The 22850-nt window shown below is 71.2% G+C and carries 13 protein-coding genes; 5 read left to right on the top strand and 8 right to left on the bottom strand.

The annotated features are described in order from the left end of the window. Positions 1–31 precede the first annotated feature (31 nt). Positions 32–544, top strand: a complete 513-nt coding sequence (locus MZC64_RS42280) for a DinB family protein (RefSeq protein ID WP_247765120.1) — start codon at positions 32–34, stop codon at positions 542–544. On the opposite strand, the gene MZC64_RS42275 is transcribed toward MZC64_RS42280, so the two are convergent. From MZC64_RS42275 to MZC64_RS42255, 5 genes are all read right to left on the bottom strand, one after another. Next, positions 531–911 carry a VOC family protein gene (locus MZC64_RS42275; RefSeq protein WP_247765119.1) on the bottom strand — a complete coding sequence of 127 codons (381 nt, stop codon included), beginning with the start codon at positions 909–911 and terminating at the stop codon, positions 531–533. The two genes, MZC64_RS42280 and MZC64_RS42275, sit on opposite strands and share 14 nt — an antisense overlap. A gap of 15 nt (positions 912–926) precedes the next feature. Then, positions 927–3815: a hypothetical protein gene (locus MZC64_RS42270; protein WP_247765118.1), complete on the bottom strand. Its 2889-nt coding sequence runs from the start codon at positions 3813–3815 to the stop codon at positions 927–929. Between the two features lie 111 nt (positions 3816–3926). Continuing rightward, complete coding sequence (locus MZC64_RS42265; RefSeq protein WP_247765117.1) at positions 3927–7442, bottom strand: Ig-like domain-containing protein; 3516 nt, start codon at positions 7440–7442, stop codon at positions 3927–3929. Between the two features lie 42 nt (positions 7443–7484). Beyond that, positions 7485–8024, bottom strand: coding sequence for an RICIN domain-containing protein (locus tag MZC64_RS42260; protein ID WP_247765116.1), 540 nt, complete (start codon positions 8022–8024; stop codon positions 7485–7487). A gap of 52 nt (positions 8025–8076) precedes the next feature. After that, on the bottom strand, positions 8077–13749 hold the full coding sequence (locus MZC64_RS42255; protein ID WP_247765115.1) for a sialidase family protein: 5673 nt from the start codon (positions 13747–13749) through the stop codon (positions 8077–8079). A gap of 123 nt (positions 13750–13872) precedes the next feature. On the opposite strand from MZC64_RS42255, the gene MZC64_RS42250 reads away from it, so the two are divergent. Further along, positions 13873–17508, top strand: a complete 3636-nt coding sequence (locus MZC64_RS42250; protein WP_247765114.1) for a hypothetical protein — start codon at positions 13873–13875, stop codon at positions 17506–17508. Positions 17509–17627: 119 nt separating this feature from the next. Here MZC64_RS42250 and MZC64_RS42245 read toward each other — a convergent pair whose 3' ends face one another. Both MZC64_RS42245 and MZC64_RS42240 read right to left on the bottom strand, forming a co-directional pair. Further along, positions 17628–17954 (bottom strand): hypothetical protein, encoded by a 327-nt coding sequence (locus tag MZC64_RS42245; protein WP_247765113.1) that lies wholly within the window; start codon positions 17952–17954, stop codon positions 17628–17630. A gap of 99 nt (positions 17955–18053) precedes the next feature. Then, a complete protein-coding gene (locus tag MZC64_RS42240) occupies positions 18054–18884 on the bottom strand; it encodes an EamA family transporter (RefSeq protein ID WP_247765112.1) in 831 nt (276 codons plus the stop codon). A 52-nt stretch (positions 18885–18936) separates the two neighbouring features. Between MZC64_RS42240 and MZC64_RS42235 the strand changes: the two genes are divergently transcribed. Beyond that, positions 18937–19458, top strand: coding sequence for a TetR/AcrR family transcriptional regulator (locus tag MZC64_RS42235; protein ID WP_247765111.1), 522 nt, complete (start codon positions 18937–18939; stop codon positions 19456–19458). 1 nt (position 19459) lies between these two features. Here MZC64_RS42235 and MZC64_RS42230 read toward each other — a convergent pair whose 3' ends face one another. Further along, positions 19460–20401, bottom strand: coding sequence for a patatin family protein (locus MZC64_RS42230; protein ID WP_247765110.1), 942 nt, complete (start codon positions 20399–20401; stop codon positions 19460–19462). Between the two features lie 80 nt (positions 20402–20481). On the opposite strand from MZC64_RS42230, the gene MZC64_RS42225 reads away from it, so the two are divergent. Both MZC64_RS42225 and rho read left to right on the top strand, forming a co-directional pair. After that, entirely contained in the window at positions 20482–21069 is a 588-nt protein-coding gene (locus MZC64_RS42225; RefSeq protein ID WP_247765109.1) for a TetR/AcrR family transcriptional regulator, read from the top strand. 604 nt (positions 21070–21673) lie between these two features. Continuing rightward, a complete protein-coding gene (gene rho / locus MZC64_RS42220; protein ID WP_308301132.1) occupies positions 21674–22801 on the top strand; it encodes a transcription termination factor Rho in 1128 nt (375 codons plus the stop codon). Positions 22802–22850 lie beyond the last annotated feature (49 nt).

Here is a 22850-nt window from a genome sequence, read left to right as displayed (position 1 = left end):
CTGTCCGCACACCCCGCATGGAGTGAAAGCCTTGAGTACCAACAGAATCACCAACGGCCTCGAACGCACGCTCATCGAGAACATGCTCGATCGCAACCGTGAAGCCCTGATCGAGACCGTCCGCGGCCTCTCCGAAGTGGACGCCCGCCGCCGGCTCGTCGCGTCACTGACGACACCGATCTCCTTGCTCAAGCACGCCGCGGCCGCCGAACGGATCTGGTTCCAACGGTTCTGGGCGGGACTCGACGCGTCCGAATGCGACGGCTACTCGGAGCGGGACGAGGGCACCTTCACCGTCACCGAGGAGGAGTCCCTGGCCGAGGTGATCGCCGAGTTCGAACGCGCGAGCCGGCGATCACGGGAGATCGCCGCCCGCTTCGACCTCGACGACACCAAGGACATCGCCCTGGAAGGAACGGTCAGCATGCGCTGGACCCTGCTCGCCATGATCGAGGAGTTCGCCCGGCACGCCGGACACGGCGACATCCTGCGCGAACAGATCGATCAGGCCGCACCGGGGACCGGCGGCGTCAGAGCGGGTTGAGGCGGGCCTTGAGCAGGCAGAACTCATTGCCCTCCGGGTCGATGAGGACATGCCACTGCTCCTGGCCGGTCTGACCGATGTCGGCGGGGCGGGCGCCGAGCCCGAGCAGGCGTTCGAGTTCGGCGCCCTGATCGCGGTCGGTGGCGTTGACGTCGATGTGCAGCCGGGATTTCCCCTGCCGCGGCTCGTCCTGGCGGCTGAGGAACAGCGTTGGTTGCGCCCCGCCGAACCCTGCGCGCGGCCCGATCTCGATCGAGCCGTCCTCCTCGGTGTCGAGCACGACGAAGTCCAGGACCTCGCACCAGAACCGCGCCAGCGCCGCGGGATCGCGGCAATCGAGCACAAGTTCACTGATCCGGCACGCCATTGCCCCAACCTACTCTCAGCGGTGGGCGCGCTGCCAGAGCGCGGGCCAGCCGCCCTTGCCCAGCAACGCCGCCGGGATCAGCAGTCCGTGCTCGGCGATCCGGTCGGCGAAGACCTGCACCGGCGCGCCGAGTTCGGCCGCCGCGGCCAGGGCTCGTTGCCACGGTCCGTCCTCGTCGAACAGGTCGCCGGCGGGAAAACCGGGCACCGTCGCCTTCTTCGGCTCGGTCACCCGCAGCACACCGTCCATTGTGGACGGAGTCGCGCAGGTGGTCGCGATCGCCAGCGCGCACACCAGTTCGGGTGCGGGCCGCCGGGCCACCGACCGGCCCAGGGCCTCGTCGTGGGCCAGTGCGCCGATGGCCGCCCGGACCGCCCGCGCCACCTCGTCCATGGCGTGCGCCGGGGTGATCGCCGCGCGGCGGACCAGCGCGCGCAGTGAGCGTGGCAGCGGTCCGCCGCCGGTGAGCGTGGCCACCCGGTCGTACTCGCGTTGCGCCGGGTCGAGGCGGCCCACCGCGGTGGTCAGCGGCCGGACCCGGGTGGCGTGCCACAGGGCGGTCGCGCCGAGTCCGTTGGCCAGGGCGGTGCGGAGCAGGTCGACGTGCTCGGCCGGGCTGAGCCGTTTCAGCGCGATCACCGCCGCCTCGGGCTCGAAATCGGCGGGGTGCCCGGCTCGGCCGAGCCCGCGCGCCAGCGTGACGTAGGTGCGCCGGGCCGCGGCGACCGGCGTTGAGGCCAGTTCCCGCTCGACCTCGGCGGTCAGGTCGCGGGTGAGGTCGGCGGGCAGCCGGGTCGCCGCGTTCCGGCGGGCGCCGCCACCCCGGGCCCGCGCTGGTGCCACGGGTTCCAGGGGTTCGGGTTCGGGTGGTGCGGGGACCGGGAGGGCGGTCACCCAGTTCTTGATGTGCGCCGCCAGCGACTCGTCGAGGTCGTCGTTGAACCGGGCGCGCAGCTCGTGCACGTGCCAGCCGCCGGTGTGCCGCCGGATGTCCAGGTTGGCCACGATGTGGCCCTGGACGGGGTGCCGCAACGCCATCAGCACGCACTGGCCGCGGCGGGCCACCTCGGCGTACCAGGTGTCGCCAATGCAGTTGCCCATGTAGCCGGACCAGGCGGCCAGCTGCCGCGGCTCCCGGCCCAGTTCCACCACCAGTTCCGCGCCCGGGACGATCTGTTTGTCCACAGTGGACACTTCGGCGGGGATGGGGAAGGCGCCCACGCTGGCCTCGGCGATCACCGCGGCGGCGCTGACCCCCTCGGCGAGTTCGGTCCAGCTCCGGCAGCGGGGTGGTGGCTTCGCGCCGAAGGCGACCAGCTGGGCCACCTCGGCGGCGGCCAGCGGCACTGAGTCGGCGCTCGGCTGTTCCTGGTCCGGCGGCCCGGCGTAGGACAGTTCGGGCATCGACTCACCGGGCACCGCGGTGGCGGACTCGTGGCCGGCGAAGGGCGCCAGCGCGTCGGCGAGATCGGCGTACCACAGCAGATCGTGCGGTTCCTCCACGGTGACCGGGTCCGCGTCCGGGTTGGCGGCCAGTCGCTGGGCCAGCGGCTGGGTCAGCTCCTCGGCGTGCGCGTCTTCCAGCGGCGGCTGCTCCCAGCTGCCCGGCGCCCTGGTGAACCCCGCCGCGGCCCGCCACCTGCGCAGGTGGCCGGCCTGCCAGCGCTGTTGGTGGTTCCAGCAGTGATGCAGGTACTGCCGCTCGAAGGTGGGGAGGTGCTCGGTCACCGCGTCGAGGACGACCTCGCCGTAGTTGCGGGCCATGGCGATCCGGGTCCGCACCGCGTTCTCGGTCTTCGGGGTGATCGCCCGTCCCGGTTCCAGCGACTGGAGCACCTGGTGCAGGTAGCACCCCGGCCGCGCCGGGTGGCTGTAGTCGCCCTCCCGACGACGGGCGGCCTTGGACCGCGTGTCCTCATCGAGGATGGCGTCGGCCGCGAGCAGCTCGCCGCGGTGCTGCTCGATGGCGGCCGCGAGACCCTCGTCGGAGACCGTCCTGGCGAACCGCAGCAGTGCGGTCGCCGCGATGGCGTCGTGCAGCAACCAGGTGATTTCCCAGGTGGCCCACCAGGAGGGCGGCCGCCAGCGAGCCGCGGCGGCCAGCGTCATACGGTTTCCGAGGCTGTACCCCGCCTGCCGCAGGATCGCACCGTCGAAGAAGTCCTGGTGGCGGGTGCGGAGTTTCTCGATCCGGTCGGCCTTGGTCTGCGTGGCGGCCAGCCGGGTCAGGCGCTGCCGGTGCAGAAGTCGCGCGCACACCTGTTCCCACAGGCTGAGGATCAGCGCGAGCCGTCGCGGCTGGGGATAGCCGCTCAGCGCAAGGGAAAGGTGCCCGGCCAGGGTGGCGGCGGCGCCGCGCGGGAAGGGGTCGATGCCGTCCGGGGCACGCAGTTCGAGCAGGCGTTCCAGCTGTTCCGGGCCGAGCAGGTCCGAGGCCGCGGCGGCCAGGCCGAGGGCGGCCCAGCGTTCCTCGGCGACCGCGGTGTGCGCGGCCGCGCCGACCCGTTTGGTGGCCGACGGCCCGAACAGCGCCACCAGCCGGGCGCTGCGGTCACCCAGGCGGTCCGCGCCGTCCGCGCCGAGCACCCGCAGCGCGGCCAGCACCGCGTCCCGCCGGTCCCCGCGCGCCCCGGCCAGTCGCGCCGAGGTGAAGCCGCCGCCGAGGTCGACGCCCGCCGCCGCGACCGCCTCGGTTCCCTTGCCCACCAACAGGACGAGCTGCCGACACGCCTCCCGGACCTGTTCGGGTCCGGCCTCGGCCGGTCCGATGGCGACGGGGGCGCCGGGCGGGTGCGCGCCGGCCCGGTCCTCGGCGGGTCTGGGTGCGAGCCGGCCGCCGGAGGTGGGCAGCCAGCAGCGCGACCCAGCTGCGGCGGTCAGGCCAAATGCGAGCTGTACGGACATCAACTCCTATGTTCGCACCCACAGCCCCACCTCCGCCGCCGAGTTGGGCAAAATCGCACGCCCGGTTGGGCCAACTACGTGTACGACTTGGGCCAACTCGGCGGCTTCGGGTCAGGCTTGGATCGCCGTCCAGCGGGCGGTGATCGGTTCGCCGGTCAGCCGGACGGAGTCGCCGGACCATGTGCCGTCCGCCCCGCGCTGGCCGGTGTACTTGCCGATCGCGCCGTCGATCCAGTGGATGACGAACTCCACCTTGTCCACGGTCCGGCGTCCGTCCCGGATCTCGCCGGCGATCCCGTTGTAGGTGCCGCGACCGCCCAGGGCGCCGGTCCGGTCGCCGGTCAGTTCCAGGGTGACCACGTGGCCGTTGGACTGGGTCATCGTCCACCGTCCGACGAACGCGCCGAGCTGGATCAGGCGATTCCGGGCCGCGTCCGCCTTCGCGGTGTCGCCGGTGCGGGTGTGGATGGCCACGGCCTCCCACAGCGCGCCGATCAGTCCGTCCGTCAAGCTCCGGTCACCGGGGTTCTCCCGGATGAGCTGGTCGTACAGCTCGGTGGACTCGGTGACGAACTCGACCGCCTCGCCGTGCCTGCCCAGCTCGCCGAGGTAGTTGGCCGCCGGGTTGGCCAGCCACTCCGCCATCAGCCTGCGGTGCGCCGGGTCGGCCGCGGCCAGGGCGCGGATCAGCTCGATCGCCCCGGCGGTCCGGATGTAGCCGTCCGCCCGCTCGCCGCGGTTCCACAGCAGGTTGCCCTGCTCGATCAGCTCCTTGGCCCGAGCCAGATCCGGGCGGACGGTGTGCGTTTCGGTGACCGCGGCTCCGGTGAACACCTCGTCCCCGGTGTAGACCGCGGTGACCCGCCGGACGCCCAGCTCCAAGCCCCGGATGGTGAGCATTCTCGCCGACACCGTGCCGTCGGGCGCGACGGTCACCGGCTGCTCGGAGATCACTCGCGCGCCGACCAGGAAGGCCACCTTCCCGGTGGGGACCCGGTTGTCGGTGTCGTGGATGGTGGCGGTCAGCGCGAACTGCTCACCGGCCGCCGAGGTCCGGTCCGGTGTGGTGGCCAGGGAGACCCTGGGCACCGGATAGCGGCCGCCGGACAGGGTGAGATCGCCGCTGAGCGCGCCGGTGCCGGGGAACCCGCCCTGGCCGTTGATGATCAGCTCGAAGCCGGGTTCGTCGGTGCACAGGGTGCCGTGCGCGGTGACCGGCCTGCCCTCGGTCACCCCGGTCAGGTCGATCCGGTCCGCTGGCGGCTGCTTGGTGTGCACCTTGATCCAGTACTGGTTGGGTCCCGCGCAGCGGTCCCACTCCGAGCGCGGGTTGCCCTGGATCGCCATGTACTCCACGAATGCCTCGAACCACTTCTTGCGGTCCGCGTCGCTGCTGCCCGGTTCGCAGGAGTGGGTCACCAGGTAGGCGATCTCCGGCAGGCCGGCGGCCAGCGCGATCTGCTTGCCGTAGGCGAAAAAGCAGTCGCCGGTGTAGGACAGGCCGGGCTCCGGGGAGCAGGATCGGTCGAAGCGCAGCCCGATCTCCAGCGGCTGTCCCGGCTGGGACAGGGTGATCCGGCAGTCCGGGCTGTCCCGCACCACCCGGTCGGGCACGATCAGCTTCTCCCCGCAGGCGATGTTGCGGTTCACACAGGAGATGTGCTTGCCCCAGGAGGATTGCAGCCGGACGTTGTCGAAGTACTTCGGATTGTCGGTGGTGTTGGCGGTGTCAGTGCGCAACTGGCGCGGGATCAGCACGGTGGGTTGCATGGTGCCCTCGTCGTTGCCCGCGCCAACGCAGATGCCACCGGGTCCCGGGTAGGGGCAGGGCGTCCGGCGACCGCCGCCGGTGAGCGTGAAGTCCCGCCCGCCGTAGGCCACCTCGTGCTGGTTGCGGCCGTTGAAGTACTGCAGGTAGTCCCGGTGCCGGGTGTCCAGCTGCAGATCGGCCATCCAGGCCGGCGGCCGGTAGGTCGCACTCGCGGCCAGTGCCATCTCACCGCTGAAGCTGCCCGCGCCCGCGGCGGGCCGGACCGGCTGCGGCAGCCCGCCCACCCATGCCTCGTACATGGAATCGGTGGTGCTGCCCTGGAACAGGTACGGCGTCTGCTCGACCTGCTTGCGCCGGAACGGCGCCACCCGCTGGTTGTCCTGTGAGGTGGCCGCGTGCTTGAGCGCCAGGAAGTCCAGCACCTTCTTGGCGTCCTGGCGCACCGACTGGTCGAGGGCGAAGTCGTACAGGTTGAGCAGCCCGATCATCTGGTAGCGCACGTAGGGCCGCGCGTTGTACTCCTTGAAGTCCTCTCGCGACCACTGCGCGGTCACGTCCCGCAGGTACGCCAGGACCCCGTTGGTCCGGTTGTCCGGGTTCGGGTCGCGGTTGTACTCCACCACGTACTTGGGCTGGTGCGGTGGCGTCTGGGTCTGCGGCAGCAGCTCGTTGTGCAGGAACCGGGTGGTGCGGATCATCCAGGTGTGGTTCTCGGTTTCCGGGACGTCGGGCGCGACGATGGTGCAGACGATCTCGTCCACCTTGGCGGTGCCGCCCTGCAACCACACCCTGGCCGCGACCTCCTTCTCCAGCTCGGCCATCTTGGCCGGGTGCGAGGCGGGATCCGCCGGTCCGAAGAGGACGGAGTGCGGCACGGTGCGCACCAAACCCCAGGCCCGCATGGCCAGGGACATCGTGATGTCCCAGTCCTCGGTGTCGGATCCGTTGGTGCGACAGGTGGTCACCGCGTCCGTGCCCGGTTTCCCGGCGTGCGCGGGAATCCGCATCAGGTCGCTGATCACCCGCCGCCAGCCGGGGTGCGTGCTGAGCCGGTCCACGGCGCCGGTGGGCGGCGGCCGCCAGCCCGGCGCGATCCGGTCCAGGCAGCGCCGGTAGAGCCCGGTCGGATCGGCCATCAGCGGCGGTTCGGTGCCCAAGGCCCTGGCCAGTTCGGTCCGCCCGGTCGGGTCCTCGATCAGTTTGAGCAACGCGGCGCTGGAGGCCACGTGACTCGCCGAGCCCTCACCCCGCCCGGTGTTGTCCGGTTGCACGCAGGATTCCCACAACAGCGCGGGAATCCGCCGGGCGTAACCGTCCCGCACCGAGTCGGCGAGGGTGTCCGGCTGCGCGATCCAGCTGAAGTCCATCCGCTTGTACTCGTCGGAGTAGTCGCCGATGGCCCAGCGTTTGGTGGTGTCCCCTTCGGACAGTTCCAGGCCGTCGCGATCGGTGCCGATCCGGGAGCCGTCGGAGAAGAACAGGCCGACCCGCAGGTTGAACCGCCAGGTGTCGTTCCCGTTGGGGTCGATCACCATCGTGGTCATCCCGGCGTTGATCACATCCCGCGGGATCGGGGTGGTGATCCGCATCGGGAACGGGCCGTGGTCGCTGCCGTCGTCGAAGTGCCCGAAGGTGTCCTCGACCACGGCGACCTCGGTGCCGTTCTGGTCGGTGACCACGATCTTGATCCGGGTGTCGTGGTCCTTGTCCTCGTCGTTGGTGTGGAAGAAGACCTCGGCGCGTTGCAGCGTCACCTCGGCCGGATTTTGTCGCGGTGCTTGGGGTTTGGCCTGCGCCGGTGGCGCGAGCACGCTCGCCACCAGCACCGCGGTGAGCACGGACAGCCATCTCCGCATGGGGAATCTCCTTTCGTGGTCAGGGATTGGGTCGCGGAGTGCTCAGGTGGCGGGCGACCAGGTGTCGACGGCGAACTTCTGCCAGCTGACGTTGAGGCAGTCCAGCTGCACCACCTCGGCCGGCGTGGTGTGGTGGGTGTAGCCCGCGCTCAGGCATTTGTCGCTGTGCTGGGCGTGCTCTTCGAGGAACTTGGCGAACGGGTCCCGCGAGACCGATCGCCAGCGCTGGTTCGGGGCGCCGGCGCAGGGCTGTTGCACGATGTCCTCGCCCTGGCCGGTGCCGCTGTTGAGCACGGTCAGGCACAGCCCAGAGGTGGCCGACCGGAAACCGCCCCAGACCCCGTCGCGGGGGAGCAGGTGCCAGGCCTGGGCCCTGGATTTGTCGCACCGCTCGAAGCTGATGTAGGCGCCGGGTTCCGTGCTGCCCCACAGCGGGGCCAGGCAACCCTGCCCGCCCTCGAAGGAGGAGGTGATGACCCGCAGATCCTCGGCCGGTGCGGCCGCGGCACTCGCCGGGCTGAGCCCAGCGGAGGCCAGTAGCCCGGCGGCCGCCAGCACCAGTGTGCGCATGCGTTGTCCCATGATGATCGTCCTTCGTGTTGGCCGTTGTCGTACGGTGAGGCAGGGACCCTGCTTAGCGCTGGAGTTCGGTCAGCTTCTGCTTGGCGGAGTCGAGTTTTGGCTGGTACTTGGCGTCGGCGGCGGTGAGCCGGGTGAAGATGTCCACCGCTTCCTGGGCCATGGCGATCGCCTCCGGCTTCTTGCCGTTGCCCATCGCGAATTCCGTGCCCGGCCACAGCAGCCAGGTGCCGAGCGGTTCGGCGTAGCGCGGGCCCTTGTCCGCTACCTTGCGGCCCTCCACGAGACCTTCCTGGACCTTGGCCAGCGCGCCGGGCTTGTCGCCCTTGTCCCAGGTGCGGATGCCTTGCCACATCAGGGCGTCGGCCTCGTTCAGCTTGTGCTCGTGGTTGCCGGGTTCCTGTTGGGCTGCTTGGCGTTCGGCGGTGACGGCCTCGCCGAGCAGGGCGATCGACTCATCCAACTTTCCGGTCTCGGCCAGGTAGGCGCTGACCGGCCAGCGGATCCAGGTGGCGAAGTGCGAGGCGTAGCGCGGTCCCTTGTCCACCAGGGCGCGGCCGACGTTGACGCCTTCGAGGGCCTTGTCCCTGCCCTTGTCCTTCTCGCCCTTGTCCCAGGTGCGAATGCCTTGCCACACCAGGGCATCCGCCTCGTTGAGTTTGTGCTCGTGGTTGCCGGGTTCCTGTTGGCCCGCTTGACGTGCGGCGGTCACCGCCTCGCCCAGCAGGGCGATGGCCTCATCGGGTTTGCCGCTCTCCGCGAGGAAAGCGCTGACCGGCCAACGGATCCAGGTGGCGAAGTGGGAGGCGTAACGCGGGCCCTTCGCGACCAGCGGGCGGGCGACGTTGATGCCTTCGAGGGCCTTGTCCAGGCCCCGGCCCTTCTCGCCCTGGTGCCACAGCCGATTTCCCTGCCACACCAGGGCATCCGCCTCGTCCCGCTTGTGCTCCGGGTTGTCCGGTTCCTGCTGGGCCGCCTGGCGGGAGGCGGTGACGGCCTCGCCCAGCAGCGCGATGGCCTCGTCCACCTTGCCGGTCTCGGCGAGGAAAGCGCTGACTGGCCAACGGATCCAGGTGGCGAAATCCGCGGCATAGCGCGGTCCCTTGGACACCAGCGGGCGGGCCAGGTTGACGCCCTCCAGGGACCGGTCGCGGCCCTTGTCCTTCTCGCCCTTGTCCCAGATCCGGCTGCCCTGCACCACCACGGTGGCCGCTTCGTAGAGCTTGTGCTCCAGGTTCTGCGGCTCCTGCTGGGACAGCTTGCGGAAGGCGGCGATGGCCTCGTCGTAGAGGGCGATCGATTCGTCCACCTTGCCGGACTCGGACAGGTAGGGGCCGACCGGGTGCCGGATCCACTGCCCGAACGTGGCCGCGTAGGACGGCCGTTCCCGGACCAGTTCCCTGGCCAGCACGAGGGCCTGCTTGGCCTTGGCCACGGCGGCTTCCCGCTCGTTGCGCGCCCACAGCTGAGTCGCCTCGGTGATCAGCGACTCGTTGTGCTGGTGCCGGATCTCGAAGGTCAGCTTGCTGATCGGCTCGGGCGCCGACCAGGTGATGCCGTCGGTACTGGTGGAGACGTCCACCCGGTCGGGATCGGTGGCATTGCGCCAGATCGCGGCGAGTTTGCCGCCCACCACGCCCAGCGAGGGCACCCCGACGGCGCGCGCCTGCGCGTGCAGAGCCCGCGGCGCGGCCCAGGCCCCGCCGTTGGCGGTGTCGCTGACGGACAGGCCGTCGTTGGGCCCGTTGCGCCAGACCGCGAACACCTTGCCGGTGAACTCGGTCAGGCTCGGCCCGGACTGGCTGAAGGCGTTGGGCAGCAGTTGCTGGTTGCTCCAGTCGATGCCGTTGCCGCTGGTGGCGAACCAGAGTGCCTGGTCGGCGTTCGCGCCGCGCCAGAGCTGGACCAGGGTGCCATTGAGCGTGGCCAGTCCGGGCGTGGCGTTGGTGCCGCCGTTGTTCTCGGTGTACCGGGGCCGTTTCCAGTTCTTGGCGTCGTGGCTGGAGGTGATCCACTTGCCCTGGTCGGCGCCCGCGCCGCGGAACAGCAGCTGCAGCCGGTCGTTCTGCACGGACAGGCTGAGGCCGCCGGTGCCCACCGTGATCGGCACCAGCCGGGCGGGTGTGGTCCAGGTCCGGCCGTCGGCACTGGTGGCGATGGCCAGGGTGCGGTCGTTGTTGCCGTCCTGCCAGGAGAACGCCCCGCTGCGCCAGATCGCGACCAGCTTGTTCTGGAAGGCGGCCAGGACCGGGACGTCACCGGAGGTGTGCGGGCCGGAGACGGTGACCGGCGGCCACCATGCCTTGCCGTCCTCGCTGGTGGCGACCAGAACTTCGTCCTGCCTGCCCTGCCACACCATGAAGTGCTTGCCGTTCAGCGTGGCCCGCGCGGAGCCGCCGAGTCCGCCGAAGGTCTTGCCGATCTCGGTGGGCGGCACCGGGTTGGGCTCGCCGGGGGGATCCAGCGGGTAGTCCGGGTGGGTGGCCTTGGTCTGGATCCGCAGCGAACGCATCAGCGCGCTGGTGATCTGCGGGTCCTGGGCGGCCGGGTTGGTGACCAGATCGGTGGAGTAGTACTCGATCCGTTCGCCGAGCGCGCCCCGGCGCAGCCCGGAGACGGTGACCAGGCAGCGGGCCACCGGGTCCTGGGTGGTGACCTGTTCCGGGGCCGCGGCGCAGTTGGGCAGCTCGGACTGGCTGAACACGTTCTGCTCGTGCAGTGGAGGCAGCTGGGCGGCCGCGTTCTGCGCCGCCTTGGCGTACAGCCCGGCGAGCGGGCTGATCTCGTTGGCCACTGAGGGCCGGACGTTGAGCGAGGACGGGATCGCCTTGGTGCCGTAGATCAGCTCCCGGAAACGCGCGTCGCTCTGCAGCGCGGTGGGGAAACCGACCTCCAGGTAGGCGCGCAGCAGCCGCAGGCTGGTGTCGACCCGGACCGCCTCGGGCAGCTTCGGCGTCGCGTCCTTGACGTCGTTGGTGATCAGCCCGTAGTAGGCGGCCCGGCGCCCGGCCAGGGTCTTGTCGATCAGCGGGTGGATCGTGTCGGTGTGGACCTCCGACATCGCGCCGGTGAAGTCGTACCGGGGCGGCTTCGGCACCATCTCCTCGAGCTTGGCCCTGCTGTTCCAGCACTTGTCGTTCTTCGGTTCGTCGGCGGCCCAGTCGACGCCGGGGAACCGGCACCGCTCCCAGGCGATCACTCCAGTGTGCCTGCCCAGCTGCCACTCGCCGGCATAGCCGGGAATCCTGCCCAGGATCTCGAACGTGACATTGAGCCGCACCATCTTCTTCAGACCCTCGTGCACCGTCTTGGTGCAGCCCACTGGCGGGTCCTCCGCCCACTCACACGGGATCCTGGTCGGTCCGTCCAGTGGGTACCGCTCGTAAGTGGTCTCGTCGTCGCGCACCCGCACCTCGCGCCAGCAGGTGCGCGGGTCCATGCCGGAGTGGAGCTGCCGGAGCAGTCGCAGCGGCGCGGGCATCTTGTCGCTCTTGATCGCGTCCGGCATCACCGCGATCTTGGTGGCCTCGTTGGGGTTGTCGCAGTTGTAGACCGGGACGTCGTCCCGCTTCATGAAGCCCTCGACCCGCTGGTTCCGGTCGGCCCACAGGTTGAACGGCCGGCCGGGTTCCTGCACGGCGGGATCGGACTCGTACCGCTTCAGCCCGTTGGCCAGTTCGGTGAGCCGGGCGGCGTTGTCCTGCTGGACCCGCTCCAGCAGCGAGTTGGTGGCGGTCCACGGTCCGGTGGCCGGTTTGAACCGGGGCTGGTTGAACCGCCGGGTCGCCGCGATCACGTCCTCGCCGGCGTTGAGCAGGTCCTGCACCCTGGCCACGGTCTTCTTGCCGTTCAGCTCGACCAGCTGTTCCTGCGCGGACAGCGCCGGGTTCTGGTTCATCAGGGTGCTGTAGGAGCGCATTGCCGCGGCCAGCAGGTCGGCGTTGGGCACCCCGGAGCCGGGGTGGCCGTTGCCGTACTGGGCGCCGACGTTGTTGACCGCCCAGGTCTTGAGGTAGTTCACCAGGAAGGTGGAGTTGTTGCCGGGCAGCACGCTCTCCGGCGCCGCGTCCTGGCCGTTGTGCATGAACAGGGCGGTGCGGGCGAGGTCGTCGCCGCCGTCGGAGAACGCCTGCGCGGCCTCCTTGTAGTTGTCGTTGCCCTGGTCGAAGGAGGGGATCGGACGCCCCTCGCGGGCGGCGTAGTCCAGGTACTTGCGGACCGCGCCGCGGAAGTCCTTGGCCCCGTCGGCCTGCACGGCGGCCATCAGCTGCTGGTGGTTGGACTGCATGTTCGAGGCGATGCCCAGCAGGTGCGCGTGCAGGTCCTTGATCTGCTGGGTCAGCTGGAAGTTGGAGTTCGCGATGGCCAGCAGCACCTCGTCGAACTTCAGCAGCATGTCGCCGTACATCAGGTTCAGCGTGGCGTCGATGCGGTCGAACCGGACGCTGACGTCCTGGTGGAAGGCGATCAGGAAGTCCTTGAGCTGCTTGAAGCTCTCCCGCATCTCCTTGTGCATGTTCTGGATGGCCTGCAGCTCAGCGCTGGGACCACCACCGCTGCCGAGCAGGCCGACCAGGGTGACGACCAGGCCGACCGCGGCGCCGATCACGGTGCCGATGGCGGGCACGATCGAGCCGATCGCCGCGCCCGCCGCGATGGCGGTGCCCAGCGCGGCCACCGCGTTGATCATCGGCGCCACGTGCTTGCCGATCTTGTATAGCGCGTCGGCGAACTTGACCAGCTCCGCCGCGTAGCGGGGGCTGAGCACCTTGGCCACGGTCGCCACGGCGGTGAGGCCGCCCTTGACCTTGTCCAGGTACTCGTCGAACTGCTTGGCGTCCTCGGCGTACTGCTTGAGCTTGTCCTCGGTGGGGCGCTTGATCTCACCGGTGACCGGGTCGACGTGCTCCTTGACCCAGGCCAGCGCCTTGCCCAGCGGGGTGTCCGGCGAGTTCGGGTCGCCGAGCACCTTGATCAGCGGCTTGATCTGCTTGGTCAGTGCCGCCATGCCCTCCGGGAAGCCCTGGCGGAACCCGGCCTGGATGGCCTCGACGTCGATGACCTTCTTGATCTGCGGCAGCTGCTTGAGCGCGTCCAGCGACGCGGCCGGGTCCACCGGGGCGGACTCGGCGACGGTGGCCTTGCCGAGCCGGTTCTGCCAGATGCCGTTGAGGGTGGCGTCCCGGCTCGCGGCCTCGCGCAGCGCGCTCCAGATGGTGGGCGCGATCTCGATCGAGGAGGAGGTGATCTGGGTCAGCACACCACGCAGGTCCTCTGGCGCGCTGGTCGCCTTGAGGTCGCGCGTGGTCAGCGCGCCGAGCAGCACCTTGAGCTGCGGGCCGCCCCGGTCCACCTCAGGGATGGCGTAGAGCGCCTCCACCCCTCGGCCGAGGGTGTCCGGCACCAGGTCACGGGCTGTGGCCGGGGCCACGGCCAGGCCGACCACCCGCTGCACGTCGGCGGCGTGCCGGTCCAGGGCGTCGGCGGAGGCGCCCGGGTTCTTGGCCCGCCAGTCCAGGAGTTCGGCGCTGAGCAGCAGGTTGCGGTCATGGGTGCGGCCGTTGTCCTTGAGCTGGACGGCGGCGCTGAACAACGCGGTGGACAACTGCTCCGGGGTGATCCCCGGATCGGCCGCGACCGCCTTCGGCACGGCCACCGCACTCGCCAGCACCGCGGTCGCCGCGGTGGCTATGACAAGGCGTCTGGCGAACCTGGTCGGATTCGTCATCAGGAAGTCTCTTTCGGCTGTACGGGGTATGTGCGGTGGGTCTACCGTGACCGCGTTGTTTACCGCCGGGCCGATGATCGGAAACAACGCTCGGCTGCACCAAAGTGCGATCAGGAGGCCGTTGTGCCACGGGGGGAACGGCCGCTGGACGCGGCTGACAGCGCGCTGGGCCGCTTCGCCGCCGAGCTTCGGGAACTCCGCGCTCAGGCCGGGTCGCCGACCTACCGGGAACTCGCCGCGCGGGTGGACTACTCGGTCGCCGCGTTGTCCAAGGCCGCCGGTGGCCGGGCGTTGCCGAGCCTGGCGGTGACGCTGGCCTACGTGCGCGCCTGCGGTGGGGATGTCGGGCAGTGGCAGGAGCGGTGGCGGACGGTGTCGGCCGAACTCACCGCGGGTGACGACCCGGTGGACACCGGCGCGCCGTACGTGGGCCTCGCGCCGTTCCAGGCCGGGGACGCCGGGCGGTTCTTCGGGCGGGACGCGGTGGTCGAGGAGCTGCTGGGGCTGGTGCGGGAGCGGCGGTTCACCGGGGTGTTCGGGGCCTCCGGGGCGGGCAAGTCCTCGGTGCTGCGGGCGGGGCTGCTGGCCAGGGTGGACGGGCCCGCGGTGCTGTTCACCCCTGGTCAGCACCCCCTGGCCGAGTTCGCGGACCGGGTGAGCGGGGACGAGCCCCTAGTTGTGGTGGATCAGTTCGAGGAGCTGTTCACCCTCTGCGAGGACGAGGCCGAGCGGGTGGCGTTCGTCGAGGCATTGGTGGGCGCCGCGGAACAGGGACGGGCCCGGGTGGTGATCGGGGTGCGGGCCGATTTCTACGGACGCTGCGGGCGTTATCCGGCGCTGGTGGCGGCCTTGCGCGGCGGGCAGTTGCTCGTCGGCGCGATGGGCCCGGAGGAGCTGCGGCAGGTGATCACCCGGCCGGCCGCGGACGCGGACTGCATGGTCGAGGCCGCGCTGGTGTCCCGGCTGATCGCGGACGCGGCGGGCCAGGCGGTGGTGCTGCCACTGGTCTCGCACGCGTTGCTGGAGACCTGGCGGCGGCGCAGCGGGGCCACCCTCACCCTGGCCGGATATGAGGCGGCCGGCGGGATCGAGCACGCCATCGCGCGCACCGCCGAGCAGGTCTACACCGGGTTCACCGAGCCGGAACGGGAGATCGCGCGCCGGGTTTTCCTGCGGCTGATCGCCTTTCCGGACGGCGCCGCACCGGCCAAGCGGCGGGTCCGGCGGGACGAGCTGGAGACCGGGTCGGTGCTGGACCGGCTCACCGCGGCGCGGCTGCTGACCGTGGACGCCGACACCGTGGAGTTCGGCCACGAGGCGTTGCTGCGCTGCTGGCCGCGGTTGCGCGAGTGGATCGCCGAGGACCGCGCCGGGCTGCGGGTGCACCGGATGCTCACCGAGGCCGCGCAGGTGTGGGAGGCGCACGAGCACGACCCCGGCACGCTCTACCGCGGCAGCCGCCTGGCGGTGGCCCGGGACTGGTCGGCCACGGCCGTGCTCACCTTGGTGGAGCAGCGATTCCTGGCCGCGAGTGTGGCCGCCGAACAGGCCGAGGCGGTCACCGCCAGGCGGCAGGCCACCCGGTTGCGGCGGCTGGTCGCACTGCTGTCGGTGCTGCTGATCGCGGCCACCGCCGCCGGCGGGTACGCGGTGCGCGCCGAACAGGAGGCCACCGAACAGCGCAACGTGGCCATCGCCCGGCGGGTGCTCACCGGTGCGGACGCGGTGCGCGCGGTCGACCCGGCACTGGCCGGGCAACTCGTGCTGGCCGCACACCGGATCGCCCCGCTGGCCGAGACCAGGGACACCCTGCTCAGCGCCTACGCCGCACCGCGCTCGACCCGGCTGGCCGGGCACACCAGCACCGACGTCTTCGCCGCCTACGCCCCGGACGGCAAGCGGATGGCCACGGTCAGCGGGGACATGACGCTGCGGCTGTGGGAGGTTTCCGGGCCACCGGCGGAGATCAGCGTGACCAGACTGCCGGAGAAGTTGCTGGCGGTGGCCCTCGCGCCCGCCAGTCCGCTGCTGGCCACCGTGGGGGAGTCGAGCATCCGGCTGCTGGATGTCAGCGATCCGCGCAACCCCGCGCAGGTGTGGGCCGAACCCAGTGGCGCGGCGGCCGTGGCCTCGCTGGCCTTCAGCCCCGACGGGAGCCTGCTCGCGGTCGCCACCAACCAGAAATCGGTGCGGTTGCTGGACATCCGGGATCCGCGGCGGCCACGGGAACTGTCCGCCCCGGCCACCGGATCGGCCTCGGACTCGGTCCGTTCGACCACGGTCGCCTTCCGGCCGGACGGCCGGGTGCTGGCCGTCGCCTCCGGGGACTCGGTGCGGCTGTGGGAGATCAGCGCGCCTGCCGCGCCCCGGCCGCTGGGTGTCCTTTCCGGACACACCGGGCTGATCACCGGGGTGGCCTTCGACCGGGACGGCCGCTGGCTGGCCACCTCCAGCTGGGACAACCGGGTCCGGCTGTGGGCGGTGGGTGACCCGGCCGCGCCAATCCCGGGCGCCGTGCTCACCGGGCATCCGAGCGCGGTGTGGTCGATCGCGTTCAGCCCGGACGGGACCACCCTGGCCTCCACCGGCGGCGGCACGATCCTGTGGGACGTCCGCGATCGCGCCGCGCCCACCACGATCACCACCATCCCGGGCGGCCGCGCCTCGGCGGTGTTCAGCCCGGACGGCTCGACCATCGCGGCCACCGACGCCGACCACGGCGTGCGGTTGCAGGAACTGCGTGCGCTGCCGCTGGTCGGCCACCGCGATGTGGTCGCGGCGGTGGCTTTCGCGCCGGGCGGCCGGATGCTGGCCACCGGCAGCTGGGACGGCACCGCCCGGCTGTGGGAGATCAGCGACCCGCGCGAGCGGCGGGAACTGGCCATCGTCGCCGGTGGCGCGGGCCCGATCCGGTCGGTGCAGTTCAGCCCGGACGGGCGGGTGCTCGCCGTCGGTCAGGAGGACGCGGTGCGGCTGTGGGACCTCGCCGATCCCCGCGCGCCCCGAAACCTGGCCGTGCTGCCGGAATCGGGTGCGGCGGTGGCCTTCGCCCCCGACGGCAAGCTGCTCGCCGTCGGCGGTCCGGGCGCGCTGAGCCTGTGGGCCATGGAGGAGCAGCCGCGCCGGGTAGTCCGCCGCGCGTACTTCGCCGGAATGGTGTGGACCGTGCTGTTCAGCCCCGACGGCCGGACCCTGGCCACCGGCGGCGACGGCGAGTGGCGAACCCGCCTGTGGGACGTGCGCGATCCGGCCAACCCCACCGCCATCGAGTTCCCGACCGGCCAGGAGGACATGGTCACCGCCCGCTCCTTCAGTCCCGACGGCAGGCTGCTGGCGACCTGGCACGAACCCGCGAAAGCCGTGCGGCTGCTGGATGTCTCTGACCCCGGCCGCCCGCGGCCGCTGGCCACGCTGCCCGGCCACGCCGGCCTGGTGTGGATGACGGCGTTCTCCCCGGACGGGCGACTGCTGGCCACCGCGGGCGCGGACCGGACGATCCGCCTGTGGGACGTGACCCGGCCACAATGGCCGGAGCAGGTGGGCACGTTGACCGGTCATGCCGACCAGGTGGCCGCGGTGGCGTTCAGCCCGGACAGCCGGTTGCTGGCCAGTTCGGGCGCGGACCGGTCGGCGCGGCTGTGGGAGACCGATGTGACCCGCGCGCAGGCCGGGATGTGCGCGGGCGCCCGGCCGATCACCCGCGAACAGTGGGCCCGGCATCTGCCCGAACGCGACTACGCCCCGCCCTGCGGCGGCTGACCTGGCGGGGGGATCGATCCCGGGCGGTCGCGGTAGCGTCCGGGCATGCCGCCGGTGCCCGCGGAGTTCCGGGATGCGTTGCGCCCCTTGGCCGAGCAGCCGCGCTGAGGCCGTCGACGTCAACCGCTGTCGAGCAGTTCCGGCACCGGACGCACGGTCACCACCTCGCCGGCGGAGTTGACCTGCAAGGTGCCGTACCCGTGCCGCCAGCCGGTCAGGCGCTCGGCGACGGCGGCCGCACAGGCACGGGCCTGGTCCTGGTCGGCGCACCGGTGCAGCTCGTGGAACTCGCCGTCGCCGGGCACCCCGGCGAGGTGGATCCGCACGCTGTAGCGGCCGCCGATGTGGAACACCTCGGCGATGCCGATCGCGGCGACCTGATCGGCCCGCACCCACCAGTCCCCGGTGTGGATCCACAGTGTCGCTGGGTTGTCTGTGCTGTTCATACCTTCGGTTGGGCGGTCAGGGCGGAGGTGAAACCGGGCTGGGCCGGGCGCGACCCGAAGGTGTGGTTCCGGGCGCTGTGCCTAGGTAGCGCACGCGATTCAGGTCGAGACGAGCAGGACGCCGCCGATCACCGCGGCCAGCCCGGCCACCCGCCAGGCGGTGAGGCGTTCGCGCAGCACCAGCACGCCGAGCAGCACGCCGAGCACGACGTTGAGGGTGCGGCCGGTGGCCACCGCGGACACGGGTTCCAATGACATCGCCACCAGTACCAGGCCGTAGCCGGCCGGGACCAGCACCGCGATCGGCAGCGCCCGCCGCCAGTACGCCAGCACCGGACCGAGGCGTTCCCGGCGCGGCCGGATGACCGCGGAGAGCACCAGCACCTGACCCAGGTTGGCCACCGCGAGATAGGGCAGCACCTGCACGCCGAGGGTGGAGATCGCGTAGGCGTCCCACAGCGTGTAGCCGCAGCTGCACACCGCGACGGCCAGGCCCAGCAGCGTGCCGCGGGCCACGCCCGGCCGGGTCCACATCCGGTCCAGGGCCAGCACGCCGCCGAGCACCAGGCCGACGCCGCTCCACACCTGGAGTCCCGGCCAGCCCGCGGAGGGGATGGTGGCCAGGGTGACCAGCACCGGCGGCGTGCCCCGGCTGACCGGGTAGACCACGGTGAACTCCCCGGTCCGGTAGGCCTGTTGCAGCACAACGGCATAGGCGGTGTGCAGCACCATGCTCACCAGCGCCGGCCACACCGAGGACAGCGCCGTGCCCTGCGCGATCGACCAGCCCAGCAGGCCGAGCGCGACCGGCGCGGTGATCACCGAGTACAGCCAGACGAACTCGGGCCCCTGCTGCGCGGAGGACTTGACCAGCAGGTTCCACCCGGCGTGGCACAGCGCGGCCACCGCCAACAACCCCAGAGCTATCACGTAGACAGTGTCTACCAGCTAGAGTAGACGCTGTCTACGAAGGGTGTGGCCGATGGTGGCGGACGATCTCCGGGAACAGCTGCTCAACGCGGCCGCCGAGTTGCTCGACGAGAGCGGCCCGGAAGCGGTGACCATCCGGGAGACCGCGCGGCGCTGCGGGGTCTCGCACGGCGCGCCACGCCGGCACTTCCCCGCGCGCAACGTCTTGCTGGGGCACCTGGCCAAGCGCATCGCCGGAGACCTGGCCGCCAAGCTGGATCACACCGACGAAACCCCGGACCGGCTCGCCCGCGGCTACCTCGACTTCGCCGTGCGCCGCCCGCACGCCTTCGACCTGCTCTTCCGGCACGACCTCCTGGAAGCCTCCGGCGCCGACCTGCGCTCGACCACAATCCCCCTGGTACGGCGCTGGTGTGTGGCCTGGCTGGCGCGGCACCCCACCGACACCGAGACCGACGCGCTCGCCCGCCTGGTCGGCGTGCACGGCATCGCCTCGCTGACCGCGCACCGGGCCCACGCGGCGCTCGGCCTGTCCCCGGAATCGTTGCTGGACCGGGTGCTGGCCACGACCTGAGTCAGCGCGGCAGCGGCTCGTCCACACAGTCCGCCAGTTCGGCCGCGGCGGCCTGGTGACCGGCCTCGACCGCGGCGCGCAGCAGGTGCGGGCGGCGTTCGGTGCGGCCGATCCGGGTGCTGCCCAGCGGCGGCCGGATCTGCAGCGTCGCCGGATGTTCGGCCAGCAGCCGCTCCTCCTCGGCCCGCATCAGGTTGCCGCGCAACCAGGGTTCCAGCGCGCCGGGCGCCCGCCGGGTGAACCACCGTTTCGCCACCAGGCGTTCGCCGAAGGACGGGGGAGTGGCGACCTCATCCGTGCGCCGGGTGCGCAGCGCGACCAGGTGCGTGGCCCCCTGCGCGAGTGCGGTGCGCACCGGGACCGTCTCGCTCAGCCCGGCATCGACATAGGACCGCCCGCCGATCCGCACCGGATTGCCCGCCAGGATGGGCATCGCGGTCGAGGCCCGCAGCGCCGCCTGCACCCCGGCCTTGTCTGTGATCTGCTCATGCAGGTCCACGGCCTCGCCGGTGTGCGCGTCGGTGGCCATCGGGTGGAACTCCACCGGGTTGTCCAGGATCTCCTGGAACCCCAGCGGCATGATCTCGGTGTACACGGTGCCCACCAGGAACCCGGTGTCCACCACGGGCTTGCGGCGCAGGGCGTTGCGCAGGTTGATGGTCGAGCCCATCACCACCGGATCCCACCAGGCGTGCATGGTGCTCTCCGCGCGGCCGCACAACAGCCAGGCGGCGTTCAGTGCACCGGCCGAACTGCCGTAGACGGCGTCGAACAGCGGGAGCAGGCCCTGGCGTTCGATCGGGATGGTCATGCCGCTGGAGTAGGCGCCGCGAGAGCTGCCGCCCTCGATCAACAGCACCAGGCGCGCGTCATCGCGCCGCTGTCCTGGCGTGCTGCCCTGGCGCTTGCGCTCGCGCAGCAGCTGGGTCACGGAGAGGGTCACCCGTCCTTTGTACCATCGTTTCGTATCGTTGTTCCGTAACGTCTGTCCAGCCTTTGTGGACTCAGTGCTAAGGTCGGCTGATGCCCAGGGTGAAGCAGCGCACCGACGCCCTCCGTGAGCGCGGATTGGCCAGTGCGCTGGCGGTGCTCGCCGAGCAGGGCGTGGCCGGACTGACCACGCGCACCGTGGCCAGCAGGGCGAACGCCTCGGTGCCTGCCATCTACGAGGTCTTCGGCGACAAGTCCGGCCTGGTCCGGGAGGTCTTCTTCGAGGGCTTCCGGCTGCTGGCGGCGGAGTTGTCCGCACTGCCGCCGACTGAGGACCCGCTGCAGGCGTTGCGGCGGCTGGCCGAGGGCTTCCGCGGGTTCGTCCGCACGCACTCGGTGCTGGCCGAGGTGATGTTCGCCCGGCCGTTCGCCGATTTCGACCCGACCGCGGCCGAGGTCAAGGCCGGGGTGCTGGTGCGCAAGATCTTCATCCGGAAGGTCAGGGCCGCGGTGGACGCGGGGCTGCTCTCCGGCGACCCGACCGATGTCGCGCTGGTCTTCTTCACCCTGATCCAGGGCCTGGCCGCGGCGGAGAACGCGCGCCGCCTCGGCGGCTCGAAGCAGTCGGTGGATCGTCGCTGGCGGCTCGGACTCGACGCTCTGCTCAGCGGTCTGGCCTAGGTCCCGGCCGGCTCCACACGCCCGGGGAACGGAGCGCGTGGAGCCGCCTGCTGGACTACCGGTGGCTGGTCACCAGGTGGCGCGGTGCGAGACCGCCAGGACCTGCTGCGGTTCGCACCGCATCGGGTGACCCGTGCCCAGCGCGGAGCCGGTGACCGCCGCCGTGTCCCACGCACGGCTGGCCCGGCCTACTGGTAGTGCGTTCGTGCTGACCCTCGTTGTGTTCACTTTGACCCCTCACGTCCTGGACCCCCGGTAGGACCCGGACGGTCAAGGTCTACGCCGCCAGAGGTTGTCTGGTGTCGGCGCTCCCGCCGTACAAACAACCTCCGCATTTCCCCGGACCTGCGGTAACGCGCAGGTCACGGCCTGGGGGTGCTGGTCAGGGCCACGGGGTAACGCAGTGGCCGCCCGGCGCGACCTCTGCTACCTTGGCGGCGTCTACCGCTTGCGGGTTCTGGACGAATGTCCCCCGAAGCGCGTGTGTGAGATCCCGGAATTCCTGTGCTGGACGTGGCCTGAGCATCGGCCTTCCCCGGCTCGAACGGGTATCTCGAACAACCTCAGTGATCAACAACGCGCTACCAAACCGAAAGAGACTCCCATGTCCGACATCCTCAGCACGGTTGCCGGGGTGCTTGACACCACGGCGAACCGCCACCACCACCTGCGCGTCGACGGCTACCTGCCCGGACCCGACGACGTCGCCGTCCCGGCCGCGCTGGTCGCCGCGTACGGTCTGCGCCGCGGTGACCTGCTCACCGGCTCCGCGCAACCGGCCGGCAACGGCACACCACGCCTCACCCAGCTGGATACGGTCAACGGACTCAGCTCGCTGCAGAGTGCCCGCCGGCCGGCCTTCACCGACCTCACCCCGCTCTACCCGCGCGAACGCCTGCGGCTGGAGACCGGACCGCGGGTGCTGACCACCCGGGTGATGGACCTGCTGACGCCGGTCGGCAAGGGCCAGCGCGCGCTGATCGTGGCCCCGCCCAAGGCGGGCAAGACCACGGTGCTGCGCGCCATCGCGGAGGGGATCAGCCACAACCACCCGGAGTGCCACCTGATGGCGGTGCTGGTCGGCGAACGCCCGGAGGAGGTCACCGACTTCAGCCGGGCCGTGCCCGGCGAGACCATCGCGGCCAGCTTCGACCAGCCGCCCGCCGAGCACATCCTGCTGGCCGAACTGGCCATCGAACGCGCCAAACGCCTGGTCGAGCTGGGCCAGGACGTGGTGGTGCTGCTGGACTCGCTGACCAGACTGGGCCGGGCCTACAACCTGGCCGCGCCGCTGTCCGGCCGCATCCTCTCCGGCGGGGTCGACGCCGCCGCGCTCACCCCGCCGAAACGCTTCCTCGGCGCCGCCCGCAACATCGAGGACGGCGGCTCGCTGACCATCTTCGCCACCGCCCTGGTGGACACCGGCTCGGTCGGCGACGCGCTGATCTACGAGGAGTACAAGGGCACCGGCAACGCCGAGTTCACCCTGGACCGCAAGGTCGCCGCGCAGCGCCGTTTCCCCGCGGTGGACGTGCGCCGCAGCAGCACCCGCAAGGAGGAACTGCTCTGCTCCCCCGCGGAACTGGCCGCCACCCACACCCTGCGCCGCGCCCTGAGCAACACCGAACCAGCCCAGGCCGTCGACAAACTCCTGGACGGCCTGCGCGCCACCAAGTCCAACACCGAATTCCTCACCCAACTCCGCGCAACCCAGCCCGGCGCAGCAGCCTAAGCCGTACCCCCGCCCACGCCGAGTTGGCCCAAGTCGTACGCATAGTTGG

The organism is Crossiella sp. S99.2 (assembly GCF_023094165.1).
Classification (GTDB): domain Bacteria; phylum Actinomycetota; class Actinomycetes; order Mycobacteriales; family Pseudonocardiaceae; genus Crossiella.
This window is presented reverse-complemented; position numbering and strand designations above follow the sequence as displayed.

What these genes read in the sequence shown, in the direction of transcription:
- MZC64_RS42265 (WP_247765117.1), bottom strand. Translation starts at nt 7,442, where the DNA reads ATGCGGAGATGGCTGTCCGTGCTCACCGCGGTGCTGGTGGCGAGCGTG.
- MZC64_RS42255 (WP_247765115.1), bottom strand. Translation starts at nt 13,749, where the DNA reads ATGACGAATCCGACCAGGTTCGCCAGACGCCTTGTCATAGCCACCGCG.
- MZC64_RS42225 (WP_247765109.1), top strand. Translation starts at nt 20,482, where the DNA reads ATGCCCAGGGTGAAGCAGCGCACCGACGCCCTCCGTGAGCGCGGATTG.
- MZC64_RS42270 (WP_247765118.1), bottom strand. Translation starts at nt 3,815, where the DNA reads ATGTCCGTACAGCTCGCATTTGGCCTGACCGCCGCAGCTGGGTCGCGC.
- MZC64_RS42260 (WP_247765116.1), bottom strand. Translation starts at nt 8,024, where the DNA reads ATGGGACAACGCATGCGCACACTGGTGCTGGCGGCCGCCGGGCTACTG.
- MZC64_RS42235 (WP_247765111.1), top strand. Translation starts at nt 18,937, where the DNA reads ATGGTGGCGGACGATCTCCGGGAACAGCTGCTCAACGCGGCCGCCGAG.
- MZC64_RS42275 (WP_247765119.1), bottom strand. Translation starts at nt 911, where the DNA reads ATGGCGTGCCGGATCAGTGAACTTGTGCTCGATTGCCGCGATCCCGCG.
- rho (WP_308301132.1), top strand. Translation starts at nt 21,674, where the DNA reads ATGTCCGACATCCTCAGCACGGTTGCCGGGGTGCTTGACACCACGGCG.
- MZC64_RS42245 (WP_247765113.1), bottom strand. Translation starts at nt 17,954, where the DNA reads ATGAACAGCACAGACAACCCAGCGACACTGTGGATCCACACCGGGGAC.